At 56.8% G+C, this 23,692-nt stretch carries 25 protein-coding genes; 10 read left to right on the top strand and 15 right to left on the bottom strand.

The window, feature by feature from the left end; genetic code table 11:
• Positions 1 to 5: 5 nt before the first annotated feature.
• The 10 genes from ppk2 to guaA form a co-directional block, all read right to left on the bottom strand.
• Positions 6 to 875: a polyphosphate kinase 2 gene (ppk2, locus tag GOW40_RS01390; RefSeq protein ID WP_171129187.1), complete on the bottom strand. Its 870-nt coding sequence runs from the start codon at positions 873 to 875 to the stop codon at positions 6 to 8.
• Positions 876 to 923: 48 nt separating this feature from the next.
• Complete coding sequence (locus GOW40_RS01385) at positions 924 to 1,871, bottom strand: alpha/beta fold hydrolase (protein ID WP_171129189.1); 948 nt, start codon at positions 1,869 to 1,871, stop codon at positions 924 to 926.
• Positions 1,871 to 2,818 carry a homoserine O-succinyltransferase gene (gene metA, locus GOW40_RS01380; protein WP_171098667.1) on the bottom strand — a complete coding sequence of 316 codons (948 nt, stop codon included), beginning with the start codon at positions 2,816 to 2,818 and terminating at the stop codon, positions 1,871 to 1,873. The genes GOW40_RS01385 and metA overlap by 1 nt, the downstream gene beginning before the upstream one ends.
• A 38-nt stretch (positions 2,819 to 2,856) precedes the next feature.
• Entirely contained in the window at positions 2,857 to 3,729 is an 873-nt protein-coding gene (locus tag GOW40_RS01375; protein WP_171129191.1) for an ATPase, read from the bottom strand.
• A 49-nt stretch (positions 3,730 to 3,778) separates the two neighbouring features.
• Positions 3,779 to 4,675 (bottom strand): DMT family transporter, encoded by an 897-nt coding sequence (locus GOW40_RS01370; RefSeq protein ID WP_171130468.1) that lies wholly within the window; start codon positions 4,673 to 4,675, stop codon positions 3,779 to 3,781.
• 149 nt (positions 4,676 to 4,824) lie between these two features.
• Entirely contained in the window at positions 4,825 to 5,970 is a 1,146-nt protein-coding gene (locus tag GOW40_RS01365; RefSeq protein WP_171129193.1) for an OmpP1/FadL family transporter, read from the bottom strand.
• A gap of 118 nt (positions 5,971 to 6,088) precedes the next feature.
• A complete protein-coding gene (locus GOW40_RS01360) occupies positions 6,089 to 6,982 on the bottom strand; it encodes a DMT family transporter (protein ID WP_171129195.1) in 894 nt (297 codons plus the stop codon).
• Entirely contained in the window at positions 6,979 to 8,010 is a 1,032-nt protein-coding gene (locus GOW40_RS01355; RefSeq protein ID WP_171129197.1) for an FkbM family methyltransferase, read from the bottom strand. The genes GOW40_RS01360 and GOW40_RS01355 overlap by 4 nt, the downstream gene beginning before the upstream one ends.
• A gap of 44 nt (positions 8,011 to 8,054) precedes the next feature.
• On the bottom strand, positions 8,055 to 8,957 hold the full coding sequence (locus GOW40_RS22390; RefSeq protein WP_171129200.1) for an FkbM family methyltransferase: 903 nt from the start codon (positions 8,955 to 8,957) through the stop codon (positions 8,055 to 8,057).
• A gap of 24 nt (positions 8,958 to 8,981) precedes the next feature.
• Positions 8,982 to 10,556, bottom strand: a complete 1,575-nt coding sequence (gene guaA, locus GOW40_RS01345) for a glutamine-hydrolyzing GMP synthase (RefSeq protein WP_171129202.1) — start codon at positions 10,554 to 10,556, stop codon at positions 8,982 to 8,984.
• Between the two features lie 91 nt (positions 10,557 to 10,647).
• On the opposite strand from guaA, the gene GOW40_RS01340 reads away from it, so the two are divergent.
• Together GOW40_RS01340 and GOW40_RS01335 are read left to right on the top strand one after the other, a co-directional pair.
• Positions 10,648 to 11,088, top strand: coding sequence for a GNAT family N-acetyltransferase (locus GOW40_RS01340; RefSeq protein WP_171129204.1), 441 nt, complete (start codon positions 10,648 to 10,650; stop codon positions 11,086 to 11,088).
• A gap of 130 nt (positions 11,089 to 11,218) precedes the next feature.
• Complete coding sequence (locus tag GOW40_RS01335) at positions 11,219 to 12,763, top strand: trimethylamine methyltransferase family protein (protein WP_171129206.1); 1,545 nt, start codon at positions 11,219 to 11,221, stop codon at positions 12,761 to 12,763.
• Here the strand turns inward: GOW40_RS01335 and GOW40_RS01330 are convergent, their stop codons facing one another.
• Positions 12,764 to 13,063 (bottom strand): DUF6477 family protein, encoded by a 300-nt coding sequence (locus tag GOW40_RS01330; protein ID WP_171129208.1) that lies wholly within the window; start codon positions 13,061 to 13,063, stop codon positions 12,764 to 12,766.
• 241 nt (positions 13,064 to 13,304) lie between these two features.
• On the opposite strand from GOW40_RS01330, the gene GOW40_RS01325 reads away from it, so the two are divergent.
• From GOW40_RS01325 to GOW40_RS01315, 3 genes are all read left to right on the top strand, one after another.
• On the top strand, positions 13,305 to 14,420 hold the full coding sequence (locus GOW40_RS01325) for a DUF6456 domain-containing protein (protein WP_171129210.1): 1,116 nt from the start codon (positions 13,305 to 13,307) through the stop codon (positions 14,418 to 14,420).
• 108 nt (positions 14,421 to 14,528) lie between these two features.
• A complete protein-coding gene (gene lipA, locus GOW40_RS01320) occupies positions 14,529 to 15,479 on the top strand; it encodes a lipoyl synthase (protein WP_171129212.1) in 951 nt (316 codons plus the stop codon).
• A complete protein-coding gene (locus GOW40_RS01315) occupies positions 15,476 to 16,627 on the top strand; it encodes an amidohydrolase (RefSeq protein ID WP_171129214.1) in 1,152 nt (383 codons plus the stop codon). The genes lipA and GOW40_RS01315 overlap by 4 nt, the downstream gene beginning before the upstream one ends.
• Here GOW40_RS01315 and GOW40_RS01310 read toward each other — a convergent pair.
• Both GOW40_RS01310 and hpt read right to left on the bottom strand, forming a co-directional pair.
• Positions 16,617 to 16,790 carry a hypothetical protein gene (locus tag GOW40_RS01310; RefSeq protein ID WP_171129216.1) on the bottom strand — a complete coding sequence of 58 codons (174 nt, stop codon included), beginning with the start codon at positions 16,788 to 16,790 and terminating at the stop codon, positions 16,617 to 16,619. The two genes, GOW40_RS01315 and GOW40_RS01310, sit on opposite strands and share 11 nt — an antisense overlap.
• A gap of 4 nt (positions 16,791 to 16,794) precedes the next feature.
• The gene (hpt, locus tag GOW40_RS01305) at positions 16,795 to 17,337 is read right to left on the bottom strand and encodes a hypoxanthine phosphoribosyltransferase (protein ID WP_171098685.1); all 543 of its coding nucleotides are present in this window, start codon (positions 17,335 to 17,337) and stop codon (positions 16,795 to 16,797) included.
• A 73-nt stretch (positions 17,338 to 17,410) separates the two neighbouring features.
• Here hpt and GOW40_RS01300 point away from each other — a divergent pair, with 73 nt between their 5' ends.
• Positions 17,411 to 17,854, top strand: a complete 444-nt coding sequence (locus tag GOW40_RS01300) for a type II toxin-antitoxin system RatA family toxin (protein ID WP_171129218.1) — start codon at positions 17,411 to 17,413, stop codon at positions 17,852 to 17,854.
• Between the two features lie 38 nt (positions 17,855 to 17,892).
• Positions 17,893 to 19,188, top strand: coding sequence for an MmgE/PrpD family protein (locus GOW40_RS01295; protein WP_171129221.1), 1,296 nt, complete (start codon positions 17,893 to 17,895; stop codon positions 19,186 to 19,188).
• Here the strand turns inward: GOW40_RS01295 and pyrC are convergent.
• The gene (gene pyrC / locus GOW40_RS01290; RefSeq protein ID WP_171230834.1) at positions 19,185 to 20,222 is read right to left on the bottom strand and encodes a dihydroorotase; all 1,038 of its coding nucleotides are present in this window, start codon (positions 20,220 to 20,222) and stop codon (positions 19,185 to 19,187) included. The genes GOW40_RS01295 and pyrC overlap by 4 nt on opposite strands.
• A 163-nt stretch (positions 20,223 to 20,385) precedes the next feature.
• Here pyrC and GOW40_RS01285 point away from each other — a divergent pair, with 163 nt between their 5' ends.
• The 3 genes from GOW40_RS01285 to GOW40_RS01275 are packed head-to-tail and all read left to right on the top strand — an operon-like array spanning position 20,386 to position 23,096.
• Positions 20,386 to 21,294, top strand: a complete 909-nt coding sequence (locus GOW40_RS01285; protein ID WP_171129224.1) for a MoxR family ATPase — start codon at positions 20,386 to 20,388, stop codon at positions 21,292 to 21,294.
• A 4-nt stretch (positions 21,295 to 21,298) separates the two neighbouring features.
• A complete protein-coding gene (locus tag GOW40_RS01280; protein ID WP_171129226.1) occupies positions 21,299 to 21,844 on the top strand; it encodes a nucleoside kinase in 546 nt (181 codons plus the stop codon).
• Positions 21,837 to 23,096 (top strand): VWA domain-containing protein, encoded by a 1,260-nt coding sequence (locus GOW40_RS01275; RefSeq protein WP_171230833.1) that lies wholly within the window; start codon positions 21,837 to 21,839, stop codon positions 23,094 to 23,096. Before GOW40_RS01280 ends, GOW40_RS01275 begins: the two co-directional genes overlap by 8 nt.
• On the opposite strand, the gene GOW40_RS01270 is transcribed toward GOW40_RS01275, so the two are convergent.
• Positions 23,093 to 23,593 carry a hypothetical protein gene (locus GOW40_RS01270; RefSeq protein WP_171098699.1) on the bottom strand — a complete coding sequence of 167 codons (501 nt, stop codon included), beginning with the start codon at positions 23,591 to 23,593 and terminating at the stop codon, positions 23,093 to 23,095. The two genes, GOW40_RS01275 and GOW40_RS01270, sit on opposite strands and share 4 nt — an antisense overlap.
• Between the last annotated feature and the right edge of the window lie 99 nt (positions 23,594 to 23,692).

Here is a 23,692-nt window from a genome sequence, read left to right as displayed (position 1 = left end):
GAGGGTCACGCATCCCAAAGTTCCGGTCCACCGCAAATCTTGGGATCGGGTGAGCCTACAGCGCCGGGGTCTTTCTGGTCATAGTTCAGCGCGCTCAGAACAGTGCGGATCGCAGCAAGGCGGGCACGCTTTTTGTCATCTGACCGGACGATAGTCCAGGGAGACCGATCCGTGTGGGACCGGGTCAGTGTTTCCTCGATCGAATTGCTGTACTCGTCCCATTTGTCCAGACCTGCGATATCGATCGGGCTGAGTTTCCATTGCTTTAGCGGGTCTTCCTCACGCGCAAGAAACCGATTTAGCTGTTCTGCGCGACCGACGTTCAGCCAGAACTTGAAAAGTGTTATGCCGTCATTCACAAACCCGGTTTCCAGTGGCAAAACTTGTCGGAAGAAACGCTCGCGTTCTTCGGGCGTGCAAAAGCCAAAGACGTTTTCGACCACGCCACGATTGTACCAACTGCGGTCGAAAAACACGATTTCCCCGGCCGAGGGCAGATGCTGCACGTAACGCTGGAAGTACCATTGGCTCCGCTCAGCGTCAGAGGGTTTGCTCAGCGCTACATTTCTCGCACCACGTGGGTTAAGGTTTTCTCGGAACCGTTTGATTGTTCCGCCTTTTCCAGCGGCATCCCGGCCTTCGAATATCAAGGCGATCCGTTGTCCGGTTTCTTTGGCCCAGGCCTGCATCTTGACCAGTTCGATCTGGAGCGCGTCCATCTGATCGAAATAGTCATTGGATTTCATTTTCTCTGAGTAGGGATAGCTGGGCGTCAGGATCTCGCCTTTCTTGGAGGTCTCAATCGCTTTGCGAACGTCCTTGGGAGCGTCTTTCTTGAAATACTTCTTGATTGCCCCTTTTGTAGTATGGGTCATCCGCACCTCGCCATAAAATCCATAACTTACTATGGATTACACAAGAGATTAACGCAAACCCGCACGTTCAGCGGCCCGGTCAATTGCTTCAGCAACGGCGTCGGCTGCCACGATCTGTGGCATGTGGCCTATGCCGTCCAACTCCACCAACTCTGCCCCGGGAATCTGCGCCAAAAGGCCCGGGCCGTGCCAATCCAGGCTTACGGTCGTGTCAGCGGTGCCATGCACGATCTCGGTCGGAACGGAAATATTCCCATACCGTGGCTGCAATTCGGTTACTTCATCCAGAAGGTTGGCCATTTGACGGGCGTTGGTGTGCATCGAGCCGCGTCGAATCGTCAGATCAGGGCCAAAATGGTCCGCATAACCTTCAGGGGCGGTTTGCGGTGCAAAAACCTGATCCAATGCATTGTCCACAAACCATTGCGGCACAAAGCTCGACACAAAGGGCAAGACAAGCGCATCGCCGACCTTCGTAGACGCCATCTGGTTGAACCCGCTCAATGGCGTTTCCCAAGGGATTGCGGGTGGCGCCATAAGAACCAAGGCAGATAAGTTGTCTGGGCGTGTCACGGCCCAAGCCAATGACACTGATGCGCCATAGCTTTGCCCCGCGACAATCGGTTTTTCAGCCCCCAGTTGCGCCGCGGCCTTTTGCAGAACTTCTGCTTGTTCCTCAATAGTTTCGCCGTTGGGGTTGAAGCTGTCGGAATAGCCCAGTCCGGGTCGGTCGAAGACGATCACCCGATAGCGATCGGACAAGATCGGTGCCAAAGCAAAGGTCATGTCGCGGGTATTGCCGTTCGAACCATGGATCAGGACCACATCAGGGCCTTCGCCCATCACCACGGCGTGGATGCGGATGCCGTCGACGTCAACGAACTGGCCCTCGGCAGGAAATGCGGTCTCGGCTTCAGCGGTCTGGTGGTAAGACCGCCATAGAGCAAAGCCCCACATCAGCACCAACACCACAAGCAAAAGGACCGCGACACGCATCAGCTTGATCCGGACCTCAGATCGGTTTTCTCGACACCGATCCGTGTGATGTCATACGGGGTGGTTTCGTAGATCTCACTGATCCAGTTGCCATAAAGCAGATGCGCATGGCTGCGCCATCGGTTTTGAGGCGCCCGGGTCGGGTCATCGTCAGGGTAATAGTTCATGGGCACGTTAATCGGCGTGCCATTGGCAACATCCCGGTCGTATTCCTGTTTCAGCGTGTCGCTGTCATATTCGAAATGATTGAATATATAGAGCGCACGATGGGCCGGGTCCTCAACCAGACAAGGCCCAACCTCGTCACTGCCCAAGAGTGTTGTCAGACCTTCCGCTGCGTCGATCTCGGCTTGTTTCATTTCGGTCCAGCGGCTTACGGGAATGACGCAATCATCAGAAAACCCTCGCAGAAACGGTGAAGCGGGCACAAGGTTCTGATGTCGGAAACACCCAAAGGCCTTGGCGTCCAGAATGTGCTTCTTCACACCGTGGAAATAGTTGATCATTGCCATTCCGCCCCAGCAAACACCGAAAGTGGAGTGTACGTTGGTTTGGGTCCAATCGAAAACTTCGCCCAGCTCTTGCCAATAGGTGACCGCATCAAACTCCAGATGCTCAATCGGCGCGCCGGTGATGATTAAGCCATCAAACTTCTGATCCTTGACCTCCTGGAACGGCTTGTAGAATTCGGCCATATGAGCTGCGGCTGTATTCTTGGTCTTGTGTTCCGTCATGCGGATCAGAGACAGCTCGATCTGCAGGGGCGTGGCCCCGATCAGACGCGCGAATTGGTTCTCGGTCTGAATTTTCTTGGGCATCAGGTTCAGAAGCCCAATACGCAAGGGGCGGATATCCTGACGGGTGGCCTGATCTTCGTCCATGACCATAACACCCTCTTGGCTGAGGACGTCAAAGGCAGGCAGGTCGGACGGGATCTTGATCGGCATGAGGGTGGCGTTCCAAAAGTATAAACAAGGCCTGATACTTAGGTCGGGTTGGCGCGAGCCTCAAGGGTGCGTTCGATCAACTCATCGAAATCGCCCGAGTCACGGACCTTGCCAATGTCATCGGCGGTAACCGTAATGCCCCAATAGTCGGCCATCGCCTGATAGCGGGGCTGACGATGAGCCAACGCACGGGCATAGGTCCAGCGCACGAAGGCATCCGGGTCGACCTCGGACGCGGCACAGTTTTCCTGCTTGAGGTATTCCTCCCACATCTGGTCCAAAAATTCGGCCTGGTAGGACATCGGCTTAGGAGCCTTGTCGAACCGGCGGATCAGTTCTTCGGTATGGGCGTCATCACCTTGTATCCAGATCATCAGCGTCTGGCGCGACAGTTCCGACAGGATCTGATCGTTTGGATCGTCCGGGTTAACCCATTCACAGATCGACCCGCCCGTATCGCAGATAAAATTGGGATAGTGATACAGTCGTTCAGCGCGGTCGATGAAATATTCTGTATCCAACAAGGCATGGATCTCGGCCAGTCGGAATTGCTCTTGCCGGCGGCGGTACTCCGATATCTCTAGCCCGCCCAGATCCGGGTTGCCCGGTTTGCCCAGATAGGCCGAAACCGGCGTCAGGTTTTCGAACGAGATATTCGAGCCGATATAGATGGAATCCGACAGCAGAAGTTCACGTAGGAACGGCACTTTCATTGCCTGTGCCTTGGCGTTGTCGGTGATGTATTCGCCCATATAGCGCGTGCCGATGCGGTAATCGATGGAATAGTGAAACCAGTCGCCCGCGTCGCGCAGCGCGTTCGAGACATAGGTTTTGCCAAGCCCCGACATGCCAAAGAACAGCACTTTCTTTCGCGCCGCCTCGCGCCAGTCCTTTGCCGAGTTATAGATCATCTTCCGCAGCCTCTTGTTTTGCCCTAGCTAAATCGGGCCGGGCGCGGCGTCAATCTTGTCGGTTGGCACGGCTGAGAAGGATCAGACCGAGGGCCAGAATGGCAAAGCCAAGATAGGCGTTGGGCGACAGCGCCTCATCGCGCATGGTTGCGCCCAGGACAATCGCCACGGGCGGGATGATTAGGGTGACCAGCATCAGATTGCCGCTGCCCGCTTTGGCCAGCACGCGGTAATAGAGCAGATAGGCACCTGCCGTGGCGATGATAGAATAATATCCAATCGCAAGCAGCGTCTGCCAAGGCAGCGCAAAGGTCGGTACACCATCTACAGCCAGCGTGATCGGTGCCATCATCAGGGTGGCACTAGTCAACATGCCCGCCGCAGCCACCTGAGGTGGCAGGTCGGTCAGGTGTTTTCGGGCCCACACGGCGGCGCAGGCATAAGAGACGGTGCCCACAAGTATCGCCAGTTGGGCCAGGCTTGCTGGGTTCAGGCTGGTGAAATTCTGTATCCCTATTGCAATTGACACCCCCAGAAACCCAAGCGTGACACCCAGCAGCCGGAGCGGGGTCAGGCGTTCGTCTTTGAAAAACACCGCCGCCAGCAAAACACCAAATATCGCGGTGGCTGCGTTCAGGATCGAGGTCAGCCCGGTCTCAACATAAAGCTGACCCCAGGCCATCAGGGAAAAGGGTAGCACATTGTTCAACAGCCCCATGACCAGAAAAGCCAGCCAATGGCGCGCGCTTAGGTGCAGGGGGACACGTCTGAGCCAAATGACGATCCAAAGGACCAAACTGGCCCAGAACACGCGGTGAAAGACCGACGTGACCACGGGCACAACATCCAGAGCGACGCGTATTGACAGGAAAGATGCGCCCCAAATCACGCCCAAAAGGACGAATTCCATCCAGGTTTTTGCCGTAAGTGTTTTTTGCAAAGCCATGGTTGTCTTTGTCACGCACAGATCGCGGCGACGACCCGGATCATGCGCAAAAAACCCTGCCGTCAGGCAGGGTTTTGGTCGTGTCATCCCATTTGGTCAAGGGGCTCAGCGCAGAGATTTGAACGTGTTGAGCACCCTTCGGCACAGGCTCAGAAGCTGAAGCCTACGCGGATCCCAAAGCTTACGGCGTCGTTGCCGCTGAAATCTGCGCGCGCAACGTCTGGTGTGCCGGTTTCTGCGAACGCGTCACCCAGATCTGTGTACCGCAAGCCACCGCTGATCCGCATGTTTTCATGGGTGTATTGCAAACCAACACCAATGCTTCTGAAGCCATTGGTCGGAGCAAGCGGCGATACCAGATCGTCGTCATCCGCTTCTTCATAGCCGAGGTTGACCGAAGCCGCCCAGTTTTCGTTGAAGCGGTGCGCCAGGCCCAGGTTGAAGGTGAACGAGTTGTTGAGGTCAATCAGCTCGACGCTGGGAAGCGGCCCAACGGCGGTTGTGCTCAACTGCGTCTGACTGTGGTCGGCCCACCGTACGCTGCCGAAAAGAAGCGTGTCTTGAGCAACGCCAGTCTGAAAGTCCAGATTGACCGATTGTGGTGTCTCAACCTCTTGCGTTCCGGTCAGGGTGACCGGGAACAAAGGCGAGCTTTCCGTGGTGTCGAAGTCAAAAGAGATCTTCGACTGATAGGTCAGGGCAACCCGCAGTGCGATATCCGGGATCTCATAGGCGGCACCCAGAACCCAGCCAAAACCTCCCTCGCGATCAAGGTCGATCCCGTAACCCGAGAATGGACCATAAGCCAGGCCTTGCAGCTGGATATTACCCTCAACCTGTTGGTAGCGCACGCCACCGTGCACACTCCAGTTGGGGTCGAACTTGTAGCGCAACAAGGCTGTATAGCTGTCAGATTCGGCAAACGCCTCGGTCCCACCCAAAAGCAGCGATCCTGGCTGCGTTGGATTGCCCGACGGCGTGGGATAGCTGATATCCGACCCAAAGGGCTGATCATAGATCAGTGCGGCCGAGAATTGGTCATTGAATTGGTACTTTACCCCCGCACCAACTTGGTTGAAGTCCTGCGCAACGTTCCCTGTGGGCGTTCCGAATGGGTTTTGGTTGGTCAGGTCGGTCCCTTCGACATCCGGGTTGGTCCTCGATACAGAAAACTCTGCATAGTTTCCTTCTTCGAAGATCAGGGTTATCGGTTGGCCGCTGCGATCCAGACCACCTGCCTGCGCTGTTGTCGCTCCGACACACACGGCGCAAGCGCTAAACAGCGCTTTCCTCATATTATTCTCCCTTACACTGTCCAATGCCGGAAAACTGCTCTTGTCTGAGGTCACCCGGCGGTGTTACCGGGCTGTTACTCCCTTATACGTTAAAGTTCCGTCAACTGGTGACCCCGCGTTACTTTGAGGTCTTGACGTTACGGACTGTTGCAGATTCGTTACGATTCTCGGACCGAACATTCAGGTAGATACCCGCAAATATCACAATGGCACCCAACAGGGTCCAGAGGTCGATCGGCTCGTGATACAAGAGCATCCCGACGATCGCGATAGTCGGAAGACGCGCGAAATCAAAAGGGATGACGACCGTTGCGGGCGCAATGGCCAGCGCATTTGTGATGCAGAAATGTGCGAGCAAACCGGCAAATCCAACCAACAAAAGGAAAGGTACGGTACTGCCATTGGGCAGGGTGATCTCACCATCAATGCCCGACGCGACAAGACCCAATATGGCCTGCATCACGGTCAGCCAGAACATAATGCAACCGATGCTGGCAAAGCGGGTCAGCGACTTGGTCGTGATTGTTGTCAGCGCAAAGAATACGGCCGACAGAGCCGCGGTGACCAGTCCAAGACTGATCGGCGCCGTACCGGGGCGCGTAACCATCAGAATTCCGGCAAATCCGATAAGTGCCGCAATAACTTTGAGAGGCGTAAGACGCTCTTTCAGCAAAAGCGGCGACAATAGGATGACCCAAATGGGCTGCGTAAACTCCAACGCGAAGACCTGGGCCAGAGGGATGACACCAATGGCATAGAACCAAAGGTTCTGCCCGGTGAAATGCAGAACATTGCGCAGCCCGTGTTGACCAAGCTTGTGGGTAGAAACCTGATGCCACTTTCCGGTGAACGTAAGAACCAGGCAAACCACGCAAACGCCAACTAGGCTGCGATAAAACATGATCTCGAACGTGTCGTGCGTTGTGCTCAATTCGCGCCCAGCCACCGCCATCGACGTAAACGAGGCAATCGCCCCGGTCATCCAAAGCCCGGCTTTGGCGACGGCGTTCATTCGGCTTGGGTCGTAGCAGCCAGGTCGACTGAGAGCTTTTCCAAAATCTCAACGCCACTGGCCGCAGCGATTTCGTGACGCCCCCAGGGTCGGAACGATTTGAACAGCGCCGGAACCTCAGGGCTGCTTGCCAGAACAAACCCGTCGAAACTGGTGCTGTGATCTTCAAAGGAAGATGACGCTTCGATGCGATAGCCGACGGACTTGAGTGACGCGATCACAGTATCATGTAGCGCGTCGCTATGAGTTGAAACGAAAACGAAATCTGCTCGTTTCTCGGACAAGGTTGTCTGAGCATTTTCGAGCATTTCGACCTCATATCCCTGAATATCCGAATGCAAAATGTCCAAACGTTCACACCCGGTTTCTTTCATGAAAGCATCAACCGAGAATTGGTCTTTAGATACAAAGGACTGAATGAAAGTTCCGTCGAAACCATTTAGCTCAAAATTACGTTTTCCGGCTTCGATGTTCTGTTCCTCGGGTTCGACCATGGTGCAATCTGCCTGCGGATAAACAAGCTTCAGCCACATCGAATAATGGGCCCAATAAGCACCCAATTCTAACATCTTGGGAGCGGTTGAGCGCAGGCGTTTCAAAACCTGTTGAAAACAATATTCCTCAAGCGGTTCGTGTACGCCACGGTTCGTAATCAGGACGTCAGAGAATTCTCCGTAGTATGAGTACTCACCACTAACGGCGACTCGGTTACCATTGTGTAAGATGACGTTACCTTCGGTGTCGACATAACCCGCCTGAGGCACCCTATCTATCAAAAGGTTCAGAGGGTCTGAAGTAACGTCCCGGGCGCGTTCGTCAAAGAGTTCACCTTTGCCCAGGGTTTCTGGGTCGGCATAGCTCGTCCAATCCTGCTCAACCACCGGCGTGTCGGGCTCAGTTGTGACTTCTGGTTCGATGTTCTCCACAACTGGATCAGTTGAAGCAACTGGGTCAGTAGGTGTTTCCTCTTCGCCCTTGACCAGTCTGTAGCCAAAAGCCTGAGCGATATTCGACAACACTCTACTCATAATGTGTTCCTTTTAAGGATAGTTTGGCAAATCAAAGTGCTGCATCAATCGGTCTTGACGTACCAATGATCCCATCTTGAGGTATTTTCCAACACGCGTGTATACCCTTTGCTGCTCAACAGCTCGAATATCTCATCGCCCATTTTGGTGAAATTATGCTCGCAGGTGATGATCTGAATGTCGTGTTTCGAGAAATCGAAATTGCTTAGGATTTCATATTCACTGCCTTCAGTGTCGATCGACAGATAATCAATATGGCGCGGAGCATTATGCCGTTCTAGCAAGTCGTTCAGCGAAACGGATTTGACTTTCAGAACTTGCCCAGATTGCCGGACTTCGGCGTGCTGGTCGCTGCGGGTGAACTCGTTGACTGTCGAAAACTCTCCGTCTTCGACCATGTTGAAATCTAGCAGATCGCCTGTGGTTTTCCAAACGCAGTCAAAGTCTAACGCGGCGGTTCGGTTCTGCTTTAATGCTGCGTGCCACATTGGTGCCGGTTCAGACAGGATCCCTGTCCAGCCAAAGTTCTTTTCAAGAAGGTATGTATTGCTCAGACCTAATCCGTCAGTCGCGCCAAATTCCACAAAGTAGCCGCCGGTCTTGAATTTTGTTTGAAGCAAAACAAAAATGTCTTGCTTCAACTGAGCGCGCGATGGCTGTTTGCAGCCCGAAGCTTGCAAAGCGAGATCAAGGAGTTCGGGCACTTCCTCGGAGCGTTTTTCGCTTGCTGTCAGCTCCCGTCGGGTCTGATCGAGTTCAGCTCTAAGCGCAGAAAGCTCGGTTCTAAGTGCAGTTTGTCTATCGGTGAGTTTCCCAATTTTCGTAAGGGAATCGTTCAACTCACCGCGCAACCGGCTAAGTTGTTCTCTGGCGGCATTGGTACGTTTCGACCGAATGATTTCGTGGCCAAATAGTTCGATGCCTTTTTTTATTTGATCGTTCTGCACGCCCAATACCCTCCTTATTTGGTCTCATTCCCACTCGATCGTGCCCGGAGGTTTCGAGGTGATGTCATAGGTGCATCGGTTGATGCCTTTCACCTCGTTGATGATGCGGGTTGCGGTTTCACCGAGGAACTCGTGGCTGAACGGGTAATAATCTGCGGTCATGCCGTCCACCGATGTCACGGCGCGAAGGGCGCAGGCATAGTCATAGGTGCGCCCATCGCCCATAACACCAACTGTGCGGACGGGCAGGATGGCGACAAAGGCTTGCCAGATTTCGTCGTAAAGACCGTGTTTGCGGATCTGGTCGATATAGATCGCATCTGCCTCGCGCAGGATCTCCAGCTTGTCGCGCGTGATCTCGCCGGGGCAGCGGATGGCAAGGCCCGGGCCGGGGAAGGGGTGGCGACCTATGAAGCTGTCGGGCAGGCCCAGTTCGCGGCCCAACGCGCGGACCTCGTCCTTGAACAGCTCGCGCAGCGGTTCGACCAGTTTCAGACCCATCTTTTCCGGCAGGCCGCCGACATTGTGGTGCGATTTGATCGTGACCGAGGGGCCGCCCGAGAATGACACGGATTCGATCACATCGGGGTAGAGCGTGCCTTGCGCCAGAAACTCAGCGCCCTCGATCTGATCGGCATATTTCTGGAACACGTCGATGAACAGCTTGCCGATGATTTTGCGCTTGCTCTCGGGATCGCTTTGGCCTTCAAGCTCGCCCAGAAAAAGCTCGGTCTCGTCCGCATGGATCACTTGCAGGTTCATGTGATCGCGGAACATGCCGACGACTTCAGCAGCCTCGTTCTTGCGCAAAAGCCCGTGGTCGACGAACACGCAGGTCAACTGGTCGCCAATGGCTTCGTGGATCAACGCGGCCGCGACCGAGCTGTCGACACCGCCCGACAGAGCACAGATGACCTTTTTGTCGCCAACCTGGGTGCGGATCGCCTCGACCATCTGTTCGCGATAGGCGCCCATGGTCCAGTCGCCTGTGAACCCGGCCAGGCGCACGAAGTTTTCATAGAGCCGCGCGCCATTGGGGGTGTGGTGAACCTCGGGGTGGAACTGCACGGCGTAAAAATGCCGGTCAGTGTCGGCTGTAATGGCATAGGGCGCGTTGGGCGAGGTTCCAAAAACCTCAAACCCCGGTGCCAGCTGGCTGACATGGTCGCCATGGCTCATCCAGACCTGCTCGTCGCCGTCTGCGAACCAACCCTCCAGAATATCAAGCGGCTGGCCGGGCGTGACAAAAGCGCGCCCGAATTCTGCGGTGCCGCCACCGCCAGATATCTTGCCACCTTCGACCTTGCCACCCAGTTGCTGCATCATCACCTGTTGGCCATAGCAAATGCCCAGAATGGGCACGCCATAGTCAAAAATCTCTTGCGGTGCACGAGGCGAGCCCTCGCGCGTGACGCTGTCCGGGCCGCCCGAAAAGATGACAGCTTTGGGGGCCATTTGGCGCACGAAATCCATCGTGACATTCTGATAAGGGTGGATTTCGCAATAGACATTCAACTCGCGCAGGCGGCGTGCAATCAGTTGCGTTACCTGGCTGCCAAAGTCGATGATGAGAAGGCGGTCGTGGGTGTCCTGGGTCATGTCTGGCTATTAGGTTGCAAGACTGCGCAGTGCAAGCAGAATGAGCGGCAACTCGCTTTCTATTGGCAGATGCATCATATCGGAGGGTCATATGCCTGAAATTGAACTGAGAAAAGCCGTCCAAGGAGATGCCGCACCTATTCGCGCCTGTATCCAATCGGCCTATGCGGAGGCCCTGCGGGATTTGCCGGATTTGCCGGATGTTTCGGGTGGGGTCGAAGAGGAAATCGCCGCACATGACGTTTATGTTGCAGCGCGTGGACAGGACGTCTTGGGTGTAGTCGTTTTTGAACGGGTCGATGACGCAATCATGGTGTTTAATCTGGCGGTCAGTCCCTGGGCACAAGGGCAGGGGTTGGCGAAACGGCTGCTGAAGGTGGCGAAAGATCAGGCTGTTCATAAAGGATTGACGCGTATGATTCTGAAAACGCATGTCAAAATGACCGCCACACGGGCAATGTATCGGCATATGGGATGGGCTGAAACGGGCGCTGACGGGAACACGGTAACATTGGAGCAGGCCTTGGGCTGAGCTTTGTCACTCAGCGTCATATGTCGCTTTTTCCCCAATAGCGCCGCAATACACCGGCAGAGCGTGTTAGGTGTCCTGTACCACCACGTTCAAATCGTAGCATTCAGAAGCATAAAGGCGGGATATTCGCATGGCTGAAGCAAACACCCGACGCAGAACCAGAGGCGGCGGTGGCGCGGCACGGCGGGCCGAGCGCACTGCAGTCAAGATCGAGACTGCGAAATATATCGAACGCAATATTCCCAATTTCGAGGTTCTCAACGACGAAGCGCTTGAGATCATCGAGACAAACGCCGAGACGGTACTGGCCGAGATCGGGGTCAATTTCGTTGATAACCCGGCCGCACTTGAACGTTGGCGCGATGTGGGGGCCGAGATTGAAGGCGAGCGTGTACGCATTCCGCGCGGACTGGCACGTGAGTTGATCAAGACGGCGCCCAGCAGCTTTACGCAACATGCCCGAAACCCAGAGAAATCCGTTGTTGTCGGTGGCCGCAACCTGGTTCTGGCACCGGTATACGGCCCTCCCTTTGTGCGCGATGCCCAGGGTGGTCGGCGCTATGCGACGATGGAGGATTTCAACAAATTCGTGAAGCTGGCCTATATGTCCAAATGGCTGCACCATTCGGGTGGAACAGTGTGCGAACCCACCGATGTGCCGGTGAACAAGCGCCATCTGGACATGTTGCTGGCGCATATGACGCTTTCCGACAAGCCCTTCATGGGCTCGGTCACCGATCCAAGCCGTGCGCAGGATTCGGTTGAGATGTGCGAAATCCTGTTCGGCAAAGAGTTCGTACAGAACAACACGGTGATGACCTCGCTGATCAACATCAACTCGCCCATGACCTTTGACGATATCATGATGGGCGCGCTTGAGGTTTATGCCAAGAACAATCAGGCCTGCATCGTGTCGCCCTTTATCGTGGGTGGCGCAATGGCTCCGGTCTCGGTTGCGGGGACGTTGACGCAGGTTCTGGCCGAGGTTTTGGCGGGTGTGGCTTATACACAGATCATTCGTCCGGGTGCGCCTGTAATCTTTGGGGCATTTGTCTCTTCGATCGATATGAACTCGGGTGCGCCGACCTTCGGAACACCCGAAGCATCGCACGTGACCTATGGCGCGGGTCAACTGGCGCGGCGTCTGGGTCTGCCGTTCCGGTCTGCTGGGTCGTTCTGTGGCTCGAAACTTCCCGATGCGCAGGCCGCCTATGAAACAGCGAATTCGCTGAATATGGGGCTGATGGCAGGTGTGAACTTCATGCTGCACGCGTGTGGCTGGCTTGAAGGCGGTCTGGTCGCCGATTTTGAGAAATTCGTCATGGATGCCGACCAGTTGGGCGTGTTGCACGGGCTGGCCAAAGGCGTGGCCTATGACGAAAATGCTCAGGCCATGGATGCGATCCGCGAGGTTGGTCCCGGCGGGCACTATCTGGGATGTGCCCACACACAGGCCAATTTCAAGGAAGCTTTCTGGAAAACCGACCTGTTGGATTACAAGCCGTTCGAGACCTGGGAGGAAGAGGGCGCGCGCGATACGCGAGCGCTGGCATCGGCGCGGGTTGAGCATCTGCTTGCCAACTATAAGCAACCGCAGATGGACCCAGCCATTCAAGCCGCGCTCGAAGCTTATGTGGCCGATAAAAAGGCGTCGATGCCCGACGCGTTCACCTGATCAGGCGTAATGCGAGGCGCGGCTGGCCTGATACAGCTGCGCTTCGCCGATCAAAACGATCAATATGTCCAAATGCCTGACCAGCGAGTAGGCCGCATCCTCATCTTGCCGCAGGTCATTCACGTCCCGCTCCACCTCGATCAAACGCATCAGCGCGGCACCCGTTGATGGCAGGGACCCATACCCCAGAACACGTTGCAAATGCCGTTCGCGATCATAATCCTGGGCGCCGATCTTAGCCGCGCGGGTCAAAAGACGGGGGCGGCGCAATGCTGAAATCATGGTCATCAAGTCCTGCATGGGAAGGCTCCTTGGGTCAGAATTTCTTTGGCCATGTTGTTGCACAACCTAAGCGGGTGTTGCCTTGCCCAGCTTCGCCCCGAACGTTGGTTTCACGAGTGTTTATCTTTTTGAACCAATTCTGCTCCCTGTCGTCCGAGATTAACGAACGAGTAACGAAAGCACCTCTAGTTAGATTTGGTTAACTAAGAATCCGGCGACAGAGATTGGCATTTTGTTTTGTCGACGAGGGCAAATAAATATGGAAAACAGCATGGCTTTCACCGTTCCTGCATGGGTCCCGGAAGGGGCGCAGCGATACCTGGCACATACCGAGTCGGGGCGATCGATCAGGGATATTGCGCGAACCGAGGGGTGCCATGCCTCGACTATTCTCAGGCAAATCCGGCGTATTGAAATGCGTCGGGATGATCCCTTGGTGGATGCGGCCCTTCAGCGGTTGGCAGATACGCATTTTACAGACGAACCGGGGCAGGTGGCAGGATCACATATGTATGGCGCCGACGCGGATAATCCGCTTGCCGCCTATGATGAAGAGTTCGACCGCGAGGCTTTGCGCGTATTGCGCCGCATGTGTGAAACCGGCTCTGTTCTTGCTGTTGCCGAAGATATGGACAAGGCTGTGGTCGTCCGTGACAACGGGGACGGCGGCACCACAAAAACGGCGGTTGTGGAATGCAAGATTGCACAAGCGCTGGCGCTTAAGGAATGGATAACCTGCGACAATCCCGGTCGTATTTCCCGCTATCGGATTTCGACTTCCGGCCGCGCGGCGCTCAGCCATCTGGTGGCTGAGGCGGAAAACCGTGCAAGGTCGCGAAATGAATTTGGCATGGCCGAGGCACAGACTGATTTCCTGCCATTCAACGCCAAGTCCGCGACTGGTCCCGGACGACCGAAAAAGCTCGCGCGCGCCCGATACAGCTCGGCTGAAAGCCCGCTGATCGCGTTGGCGCGACGGCGTGACAGGGATGGCAAACCGTTTCTGGACGAGAGTCTGGTCACTGCGGGCGAGCGCTTGCGTGAAGATTTTGAGCTGGCTCAGATCGGCCCGAAAGTGGCCCAGAATTGGGAGCATTTTCTGACCGCCGGGAAAGGTTCGCGGAACGATGGACAGCTGTCCGGCGCTCAAGGTTCAAGCGGCGCCCGCGATCGTGTTGTTGCTGCGCTGTCAGATCTGGGGCCGGGGCTCAGCGATGTTGCGCTGCGCTGCTGCTGTTATCTGGAAGGGTTGGAATTGGCGGAAAAACGCATGGGTTGGTCGGCGCGATCCGGCAAGATCGTGCTGCGCATCGCCTTGCAGCGCTTGAAACGGCATTACGAAGAACAGGCTGAGCCGGACCGATTGATTGGTTGATCTCGGGGGGCTGCTAAACGCATAGCGGCCATGCGTCGCTGGGCTGGAGGTGAGGCTTGCACTATGTTAGGCGTATGCAAGTTTGACCCGAAGTCAGGAAAACCTCTCGTGCGTGATCTGAAAATTCCCGAGCAACGCCACCCTGAAAAGGCCCATCGGCCCGACAACGATCAGCCGAAAAAGCCAAAGTGGATTCGTGTGAAAGCGCCCGGTGGCAAGGGCTATGCAGACACGCATAAGATCATGCGGGAAAACAATCTGGTCACGGTCTGCGAAGAGGCCGGATGCCCCAATGTCGGCGAATGCTGGAGCCAGGGCCACGCCACCATGATGATAATGGGCGAGATTTGTACCCGCGGCTGCACCTTCTGCAATATCGCCACGGGTCGGCCCGACGAGTTGGACGTGTTCGAACCGGGCCGCGTGGCCCATGCGGTTGAGAAGCTGGGGCTTAATCACGTGGTGATCACCTCGGTGGATCGTGATGATCTGAAGGATGGCGGCGCGGATCATTTCGCGCAGACCATTCGTGCGGTGCGCCATCGCTCGCCCAAGACAACCATCGAAATCCTGACGCCCGATTTCCTGAAATGCGACCCGTCTGTGCTTGAGATCGTGGTTGAGGCTAAGCCGGATGTGTTCAACCACAATCTGGAAACCGTCCCCGGCCTTTACCCCGAAGTTCGCCCAGGTGCGCGCTATTTCCATTCACTGCGCCTGTTGCAACGGGTGAAAGAGATGGATCCGTCGATCTTTACCAAATCCGGTATCATGGTGGGTCTGGGGGAAGAGGAACAGCAAGTGCGTCAGGTCATGGATGACATGCGCGCTGCCGATATCGATTTCCTGACCATCGGCCAGTATTTGCAGCCCACGCCCAAACATCACCGCGTAGATCGCTTTGTCACGCCCGAAGAATTCGCAGCTTATGAGAAAGCCGCCTTTGGCAAAGGGTTCTTGATGGTTTCGGCCACGCCTTTGACCCGGTCTTCCTATCATGCAGGAGATGATTTTGCCCGGCTGCGCGCCGCTCGGCAGAAGAAACTGGGCCAAGTATGACGCCTGAACAGCAGGCGTGGCTAACCCAGTGTCGCCACGCCTTGCATCAAAGTCCCGAACTGTCCGGTGAGGAAGAGCGCACCGCCGCCCGCATTGTTGAGTTGTTGCAAGGTTTTGCGCCTGATCAGGTTCTGACCGGTCTGGGCGGGCATGGGATTGCGGCGATCTACGACAGTGGTCAAGACGGATCGGTGGTTGGCATCCGTTGTGAGCTGGATGGATTGCCGATCCAGGAGATCTCAGATCAGCCCTATGTGTCGCAGGTCCCTGGCAAGGGTCACCTTTGTGGTCACGACGGACATATGGTCATGGTTCTGGGCGTCGCTCAGGCCCTTGCTGCGCGTCGCCCGACACGCGGGCGCGTGGTGTTGATCTTCCAGCCCGCCGAAGAAACCGGGCAGGGTGCCATCGCCTATCGCGCGGATTCCCGGTTCGAAGAGTTGGGTCTGGACTATGTGTTTTCGCTGCACAACCTGCCCGGGCTGGCTCTTGGCACGGTCGAGCTGTGTCAGGGCCCAGCCAATTGTGCGTCGCGCGGGATGCGGATTGTTCTGACGGGCAAAACCTCTCATGCCGCCGCGCCACAGGATGGGGTGTCTCCCGCAGGTGCTTTGGCGCGTCTGATGCACGCTTTGGCCGGGCTTGGCCCAGCAGCGGCTTTGAATACCGATTATGCTCTGACCACAGTTACGCATTCCCGGCTTGGGGCAGCGACTTTTGGCGTTGCTCCGGGTGAGGCTGAACTTTGGGTGACTCTGCGCACTGTGACGGACGCTCGTATGGAACAGTTGATCGCCGAGGCAGAGGCTTTGGTGCAGGACGTTGCACGTGACGAGGGGCTATCGGTTCAGATCAGCTATGACGATGTGTTTGAGGCTTGTATCAACAACGCCGAGGCCGTTGCGGTGCTTGCCTCTGCCTGTGCGGCACAGCAGGTTTCGTGCGCGCAAGTGTCCGACCCTCAACGGTTTTCCGAAGATTTCGGTCAGTTTGGCAAATCCGCCAAGTCGGCGATGTTCTGGTTGGGCTCCGGCGCGGAACAGCCGCAATTGCACAACCCGGACTATGATTTTCCCGATGCGCTTATCCCCATCGGAACGGGTATCTTCCTTGCAGCAATTGATCAGGTACTGGGCGTCAGGGCCTGAACTTCGCGGGCTCCAGCGTGGCCCAATCCGGCCACCAGCCAAGATATTGAATACCCGCCAATACCCCGCAGGCAAGCAGCATGCCAAACACCAGTTTCACCCGACGTTCTGATGGTGGCCGGCGCGCCCATTTCGACATGCGAAGCAGATGGCGCGGGTTCATGGGGTCACTCTTCGACGAACCGCACCTTGCCGATAAAGGGCAGGTTGCGGTTGCGCTGCGCATAGTCGATCCCATAGCCCACAACAAATTCATCCGGGATTTCGAACCCGATCCAGTCTGATCGGAAATCGACCTCGCGTCGGCTGGGCTTGTCGAGCAAGGCGATGGATTTCAACCGCGCGGGCTGGCGGCTTTGCAGCAAGTTGGTGACATGGTTCAACGTGTGTCCGGTATCGACGATGTCCTCGACCACCAGCACATCACGCCCTTCAATTGCGCCCCGCAAGTCTTTGAGAATACGCACCTCTCGACTGCTTTCCATCGAGTCGCCGTAAGAGGAGGCTTCGAGGAAATCGACCTCGATGGGCAAATCCAGCTCGCGCACAAGGTCAGCGATAAAGACGAAACTGCCGCGCAACAGGCCCACAACCACCAGCTTGTCGGTGCCTGCGAACTCTTCGGTGATCTCGCGGCAGAGTTCCTCAATCCGCGCGGCGATGGCCTTGGCCGAGATCATCTCATCTATCACATATGCGCGCTCGCTCATCACTGCCCCCTTGATCTTTCGCGCGCAACATACGAAATCACGCGGCATTGTCACCAGTTAATGCCCGGATACCATGCCCACCCACTCGGAAACCCGCTCTCTGCCCTACACCGCTCAGCAGATGTATGATCTGGTTGCAGATGTCGCGAAATACCCCGAGTTCCTGCCTTGGTGCGCAGCCGCCCGCATTCGCCGGACCTATGCCGAAGGTGAAGGCCAGGTGATGGAGGCGGATCTGGTGATCTCGTTCAAAGTGTTTCGGGAAAGGTTCGGCAGCCGGGTAACACTGTTCGACGCAGCCAAACGGATCGATACCGAATATCTGGACGGACCGTTCAAATACATGAAATCCGATTGGCAGTTTGAAGACACCGAGCAAGGGTGCAACATCTCGTTCCATGTGGATTTTGAGTTCAAGAACGCGATCTTGCAGGGCATCATTGGCGTTGTTTTCAACGAGGCCATGCATCGAATCGTTCGTGCCTTTGAACAGCGGGCAGCTGATCTCTACGGCTAAGGCTTTACCCACGGCTAGCGCACGCTAGAGTGCAGGTCATGGCCAAACTGACAAACGCACTTGCCGACTTTGCCTGCGCCCCGCTTTCGACGACCTTGCAAACGCGGATTGTGACATCGTTGTCGATGCTCGACTGGATCGCAGTCGGTTGCGCCGGTAAGGACGAGCCGGTGTCAAAGATCGTTCGGGATATGGTTCTGGCCGAAGCGGGCGCAGGGCAGGCGCATTTGTTTGGTGGCAGCACCGCACCGCTGCGTGCGACTGCGTTGGTGAATGGCACCATCTCGCACGCGTTGGACTACGACGACACCCATTTTGCTCATATCGGTCACCCCTCGGTTGCTATTTTGCCCGCAGCGCTGGCTCTGGCCGAAGCAAAGGACAAACCGATCGTCGATCTGCTCGAAGCTGCGCTGATCGGAATGGAGCTTTCCATTCGTGTTGGTCTTTGGCTGGGGCGGGCACATTATCAGGCGGGTTTCCATCAGACAGCCACATCCGGTGCATTCGGGGCCGCAGTCGCCTGCGGGCGATTGCTGGGGTTCGATCCCGCGCAGATGCGACAGGTTCTGGGTCTGACAGCGACACGTGCGGCGGGCCAGAAATCCCAGTTCGGCACGATGGGCAAACCTTATAACGCAGGCCTCGCCGCTACCAACGGGCTTGAGGCCGCGCTGTTGATCGCCGCCGGGTTTCAATCGAATGATCAGGCGCTTGAGGGCACATTTGGGTTCGGGGCGACCCATCTGGGTGAGAATGACACCGACAGTGCCTTGCAGGGCTTGGGCCACGACTGGCTGTTCGAGTCGGTCAGCCACAAATTCCATGCCTGTTGCCACGGCCTGCACGCAGCGCTTGAGGCCGCGCGCGAGCTGGATATCGCTGAGCCAGAGGTGGCCGAGATCAAGGTCAAGACCCATCCGCGCTGGATGAGTGTCTGCAATCAGGTGAACCCGACCACGGGGCTGGGGGCAAAGTTTTCCTATCGTACTGTAACCGCGATGCAGGCTTTGGGCTATGATACGGCGCTGCCTGAAAGCTTTACGGATCAAATCTGTCAGAACCCGAGGCTGAAGTCCTTGGCTGACCGGATCACGGTTGAAGCTGATGACAGCCTGTCGGAAACTCAGGCAAAGCTCGCATTGTTGCGCCGCGATGGTGCGCGGCTGGAGGCCGAACATGACTTGCAAGCGCCCCTGCCGCTGGCCGACCGGGAAGATCGGGTCAGGGCCAAAGCGGCCAAGCTGATCGGACGAGACGAGGTTGACGAGATCTGGTCAATGCTGCGCACCGGCGGGCGCGCAGCGGATTTGGCGGCGCATCTGAACGGCTAGACCACGCGCCAATGCAGGGGAAAGCCCGGGTCGAACACGGTGACGGGCCCGTCTCCAGACTCGATCTTGGCCGGATATTCGACCGGCGCACCTTTGGACAGGGTGATGGTGTCTTCATTGACCGGCAATCTGTAAAACCCAGGCCCGTTGAGCGACACAAACCCTTCCAGCTTGTCCAGCGCATCCGCCCGGTCAAACATCTCGGCCACCAGCGACATGGTATTGGTCGCAGTGAAACAACCCGCGCAGCCGCAGGCCATTTCCTTGTTGTCATCGGTATGAGGCGCGCTGTCAGTGCCCAGAAAGAACCGCGCATCGCCCGAGGTCGCCGCCGCGACCAGGGCCAAGCGATGCTCCTCGCGCTTGGCAACAGGCAGGCAGTAATAATGCGGTTTGATCCCGCCAACCAGGATATGGTTGCGGTTGATGATCAGGTGATGCGCCGTAATCGTCGCCCCCAGATCGGTCGCGTTGGCTTTGACATACTCCACACCGTTTGAGGTGGTAATATGCTCCATCACCACACGCAGGCCCGGGGTGGATCTGCGGATCGGGTCCAGTACGCGGTCAATGAACACCGCTTCACGGTCAAAGATGTCGACTTCTGCGTCGGTGACCTCCCCATGAACACACATGGGCAGACCGATCTCGGCCATTTTCTCAAGCACCGGGCGCACCTTGTTGAAATCGCGCACGCCCGAGGCCGAGTTTGTTGTCGCCCCCGCCGGGTACAGCTTGACCGCTTTGACCAACCCGCTGGCATGGGCCGCAGCCACATCTTCGGGATCGGTGTCCTCGGTCAGATAAAGCGTCATTAACGGCTCGAACGACATGTCTTTGGGCAGGGCGGCCAGAATACGGTCACGATAGGCGGCGGCCTGATCGCCTCGCACCACTGGTGGAACAAGGTTAGGCATGATGATCGCACGGGCAAAATGGCGCGCGGTTTCAGGTAGAACGGCTTGCAACATTGCGCCGTCGCGCAGGTGCAAATGCCAGTCGTCGGGACGGCGGAGTGTCAGGCTATCGGTCATGGGCCTGCGCTAGCACAGCTGCGGCAAAAGACCAACCAACCGCAGACCTGACCCGACAAAAAACTTGCCTCTGCACGCAGCCAGCGTAGCTCTGAGGCAGGCCAAGGTCTTGACGCCCGTGCAGCGGCATGACCTTTTAGCCGATAACAGGGCAGGAGGATCCATGACGCAGCCAAATTCCATCGATGCGGTCCAGCAGATGCTGGCAACGCAAGGCTATGTCTGTGGCCGCGCCCTGGCGACGGTTGTGTTCCTGTCGCTCAAACTGGGCCGCCCGCTGTTTCTGGAAGGTGAGGCTGGTGTCGGCAAGACCGAGATCGCCAAGGCTCTGGCCGCCGGTCTGAACCGCCAACTGATCCGCTTGCAATGTTACGAAGGTCTGGATGCGTCCTCGGCGGTCTATGAATGGAACTTCCCCGCACAGATGGTGGCCATTCGCACAGCCGAAGCCTCTGGCGGGGCCGACCGGGCTGCTCTGCAGGACGAGCTGTTCTCAGATGACTACCTGATCGAACGTCCCTTGCTGCAAGCCATGCGCCCGGATGAAAACGGCGCGCCGGTTTTACTGATCGATGAGCTTGACCGCACTGACGAGCCGTTCGAGGCCTTCCTGCTCGAAGCGCTCAGTGATTTTCAGGTGACGATCCCCGAGCTTGGCACCGTCAAAGCGCCAGAACCTCCGATCGTGATCGTCACCTCGAACCGCACCCGCGAAGTCCACGACGCGCTGAAACGTCGCTGCCTCTATCACTGGGTCGACTACCCCGATTTCGAACGCGAAATCGCAATCCTGCACGCCCGCGCATCCGAAGCCGCTGAAAGCCTCAGCCGAGAGGTTGTGGCCTTTGTCCAGCGTTTGCGCACCGAAGACCTGTTCAAGAAACCGGGCGTGGCCGAAACCATCGACTGGGCCAAATGCCTGCTCGCCCTTGATGTCATGAACCTCAGCCCCGAGGTGATCGGCGACACGCTGGGCGCGATCCTGAAATACCAGGATGACATCCAGAAACTACAAGGATCCGAGGCCAAACGGATATTAGACGAGGCCAAGGCAAGTCTGGAACCAGCTTGATCCGATGAGTGTCGCGCCCGTTATCCATATTGGCGGTTGGCCCGGTGTGGGCAAAATGACAATCGGACGGATACTGGCTGAGACTTTGGGTGGCCGGCTGATCCATAACCACCTGATGCTGGATGCTGCGCGCGCGATCTATGCCCGCAATACACCCGAGAGCGTCGCCATGCGCGAAGAGGTTCGACACCTCATTTTCGATCACGCTCGCCGTTTGCCCAAGGACGTGCCCATCGTTCTTACCGACGCGTTGGCGGATGAACCGGCCGCTTTGCCATTGTTCCAACCAACACTGGACCTTGCTAATGATCGCAACGCGCCTTTGTATCTTTTTGTATTGGATAGCTCCGTAGAGGAAAATCAGCGAAGATTGCGGGACCCATCCCGAAAGGGTGGTGCCAAATTGATGGATGCCAACGTTCTGGCATCTATCCGACAGACGGATACGCTGTTTGTTCCTGACGAAGCAGTGGTCTTGGACGTTTCGAAAATGGCGGCTCAAGCAGCTGCGAATGAAATCCTTACCCATCTCGGAAAAGTAGATGGCTGAACTGCTCCCTCCCGATATCCCCGACAACCCCAAGCTGGCGCAGAATATCACGCATTTTGCTCGTGCGCTGCGCAAGGCGGGGCTGCCGATCGGGCCGGGGCGTGTGATTGATGCGATCCGGGCGGTGCAAGCGGCTGGCTTCACCGAAAAGCAGGATTTCTATTGGACGCTGCACGCCTGTTTCGTAAACCGCCCCGAACATCGCACTGTCTTTGCGCAGGTCTTCCGCATGTATTGGCGCGATCCTCGATATATGGAACATATGATGGCCATGATGCTGCCGGCCATCCGGGGCGTGCAGGAAGAACGCAAGGCCGATGCCGGGGAAAAGCGCGCGGCAGAAGCGCTGCTGGACGGCGTTGAACAGGACGCACCTGAACCGGTTGCTCAGGACGAGGGCGAGACCGAGATTGAGATTGACGCCACCCAAACCGCCTCATCCGAGGAGAGGTTGCGCAATCTCGACTTTGAACAGATGAGCACCGCCGAGATCGCGCAGGCCAAACGGGTTCTGGCGCAAATGTCCTTGCCGGTCAAACCGATCATGTCGCGGCGCGGGCAGGCCAGTCATCTGGGCTACCGCATCGACCGTGCCCGGACCCTGCGCGCAGCCATTCGCCAGGGCGGAGAGCTGCGCGACATTGCCCGACAGCATCCCAAACCCCGCTGGCCCAATCTGGTGGCGCTTTGTGATATCTCGGGCTCGATGAGCCAGTACAGCCGGATTATCCTGCATTTTCTGCATACGGTCTCGAATGCAAAAGGTGCGGGCTGGGCCAAGGTTCATGCCTTTACCTTTGGCACCCGCCTGACCAACATCACCCGCCATCTGCATCAGCGCGATGTGGATGCGGCGCTGGCCGCTGCCGGGGCCGAAGCGCAGGATTGGGAGGGCGGGACGCGGATCGGCGATTGCCTTCATCAGTTCAATCGCGACTGGTCGCGGCGGGTCATGGGGCAGGGGGCCGTGGTGCTGCTGATCACCGACGGGTTGGAACGCGGAGACCCTGAAGGACTGGAGAAAGAGATCGAGCGCCTGCACCTGTCCTCAAAACGCCTGATCTGGCTGAACCCGCTTTTGCGGTGGGACGGGTTCGCCCCCAAGGCGCAGGGGGTGGCCGCGATGCTGCCTCATGTGGACAGTTTCCGCGCCGGACACTCGATTACATCGCTTCAAGATCTGGCCGCCGTGATCTCTGAACCCGACGACCAGGGGCAGAAAGCCCGATTGATGGCGGCGCTGTCGGCTTAAGACAGCTGTTCCGCGTTGCACTTGCGCGCCATTTCCATGGCTTTGTAGGTGCCCGTCAGGTCAACGGTGAAGGCAAATTCCTTTTCGGGAAACACCACCATCACCTTTTGCTTGGCCAGATCTTCGGCAAATTGCGGATCGTCAGACAGCACATACCCGCCGGAATAGCCTTTGGTGATGTTGCCGCGCATTCCGGTCGCCTCGCCAACATAGATGTTGTCACCGATCAGAATCGCCACCGCCTCCTTTTCGTCGCGTTTGATGTCGGTTTCCGCCTTGGTAAAGACACCAACATATCCAACACCGCGATCTTCGGTCAGACCCATCTGAACCACGTTTTCCGAATCGTCCACCGCCTCGATCAGACAGGATTTCTTGTCTTCATCGATAAAGACCTTCCAACCTTCGACCTCGCCATAGCGCAGAAAGCTGTCGGCATAGCTTGCTGTCGACATCAATAGACCCAGTGCAGCGCCGACAGTAAAAATGCGTTTCATTTTTGTCTCCTGTGTTGAAATCGCCGGGGGCTTGTCTAATGCCCACCTGAACGTATCAGCACGCTAGAACGCCCGACACATTCAATCAATCGATTCTGA

The organism is Ruegeria sp. HKCCA6707 (genome assembly GCF_013033515.1).
In the GTDB taxonomy this organism is placed as follows: Bacteria; Pseudomonadota; Alphaproteobacteria; order Rhodobacterales; family Rhodobacteraceae; genus Ruegeria.
Note: the sequence above shows the minus strand (reverse complement) of the source record. Positions and strands in the feature narration are given on the sequence as shown.

What these genes read in the sequence shown, in the direction of transcription:
- ppk2 (WP_171129187.1), bottom strand. Translation starts at nt 875, where the DNA reads ATGACCCATACTACAAAAGGGGCAATCAAGAAGTATTTCAAGAAAGAC.
- GOW40_RS01385 (WP_171129189.1), bottom strand. Translation starts at nt 1,871, where the DNA reads ATGCGTGTCGCGGTCCTTTTGCTTGTGGTGTTGGTGCTGATGTGGGGC.
- metA (WP_171098667.1), bottom strand. Translation starts at nt 2,818, where the DNA reads ATGCCGATCAAGATCCCGTCCGACCTGCCTGCCTTTGACGTCCTCAGC.
- GOW40_RS01375 (WP_171129191.1), bottom strand. Translation starts at nt 3,729, where the DNA reads ATGATCTATAACTCGGCAAAGGACTGGCGCGAGGCGGCGCGAAAGAAA.
- GOW40_RS01370 (WP_171130468.1), bottom strand. Translation starts at nt 4,675, where the DNA reads ATGGCTTTGCAAAAAACACTTACGGCAAAAACCTGGATGGAATTCGTC.
- GOW40_RS01365 (WP_171129193.1), bottom strand. Translation starts at nt 5,970, where the DNA reads ATGAGGAAAGCGCTGTTTAGCGCTTGCGCCGTGTGTGTCGGAGCGACA.
- GOW40_RS01360 (WP_171129195.1), bottom strand. Translation starts at nt 6,982, where the DNA reads ATGAACGCCGTCGCCAAAGCCGGGCTTTGGATGACCGGGGCGATTGCC.
- GOW40_RS01355 (WP_171129197.1), bottom strand. Translation starts at nt 8,010, where the DNA reads ATGAGTAGAGTGTTGTCGAATATCGCTCAGGCTTTTGGCTACAGACTG.
- guaA (WP_171129202.1), bottom strand. Translation starts at nt 10,556, where the DNA reads ATGACCCAGGACACCCACGACCGCCTTCTCATCATCGACTTTGGCAGC.
- GOW40_RS01340 (WP_171129204.1), top strand. Translation starts at nt 10,648, where the DNA reads ATGCCTGAAATTGAACTGAGAAAAGCCGTCCAAGGAGATGCCGCACCT.
- GOW40_RS01335 (WP_171129206.1), top strand. Translation starts at nt 11,219, where the DNA reads ATGGCTGAAGCAAACACCCGACGCAGAACCAGAGGCGGCGGTGGCGCG.
- GOW40_RS01330 (WP_171129208.1), bottom strand. Translation starts at nt 13,063, where the DNA reads ATGCAGGACTTGATGACCATGATTTCAGCATTGCGCCGCCCCCGTCTT.
- GOW40_RS01325 (WP_171129210.1), top strand. Translation starts at nt 13,305, where the DNA reads ATGGAAAACAGCATGGCTTTCACCGTTCCTGCATGGGTCCCGGAAGGG.
- GOW40_RS01315 (WP_171129214.1), top strand. Translation starts at nt 15,476, where the DNA reads ATGACGCCTGAACAGCAGGCGTGGCTAACCCAGTGTCGCCACGCCTTG.
- GOW40_RS01310 (WP_171129216.1), bottom strand. Translation starts at nt 16,790, where the DNA reads ATGAACCCGCGCCATCTGCTTCGCATGTCGAAATGGGCGCGCCGGCCA.
- hpt (WP_171098685.1), bottom strand. Translation starts at nt 17,337, where the DNA reads ATGAGCGAGCGCGCATATGTGATAGATGAGATGATCTCGGCCAAGGCC.
- GOW40_RS01300 (WP_171129218.1), top strand. Translation starts at nt 17,411, where the DNA reads ATGCCCACCCACTCGGAAACCCGCTCTCTGCCCTACACCGCTCAGCAG.
- GOW40_RS01295 (WP_171129221.1), top strand. Translation starts at nt 17,893, where the DNA reads ATGGCCAAACTGACAAACGCACTTGCCGACTTTGCCTGCGCCCCGCTT.
- pyrC (WP_171230834.1), bottom strand. Translation starts at nt 20,222, where the DNA reads ATGACCGATAGCCTGACACTCCGCCGTCCCGACGACTGGCATTTGCAC.
- GOW40_RS01285 (WP_171129224.1), top strand. Translation starts at nt 20,386, where the DNA reads ATGACGCAGCCAAATTCCATCGATGCGGTCCAGCAGATGCTGGCAACG.
- GOW40_RS01280 (WP_171129226.1), top strand. Translation starts at nt 21,299, where the DNA reads ATGAGTGTCGCGCCCGTTATCCATATTGGCGGTTGGCCCGGTGTGGGC.
- GOW40_RS01275 (WP_171230833.1), top strand. Translation starts at nt 21,837, where the DNA reads ATGGCTGAACTGCTCCCTCCCGATATCCCCGACAACCCCAAGCTGGCG.
- GOW40_RS01270 (WP_171098699.1), bottom strand. Translation starts at nt 23,593, where the DNA reads ATGAAACGCATTTTTACTGTCGGCGCTGCACTGGGTCTATTGATGTCG.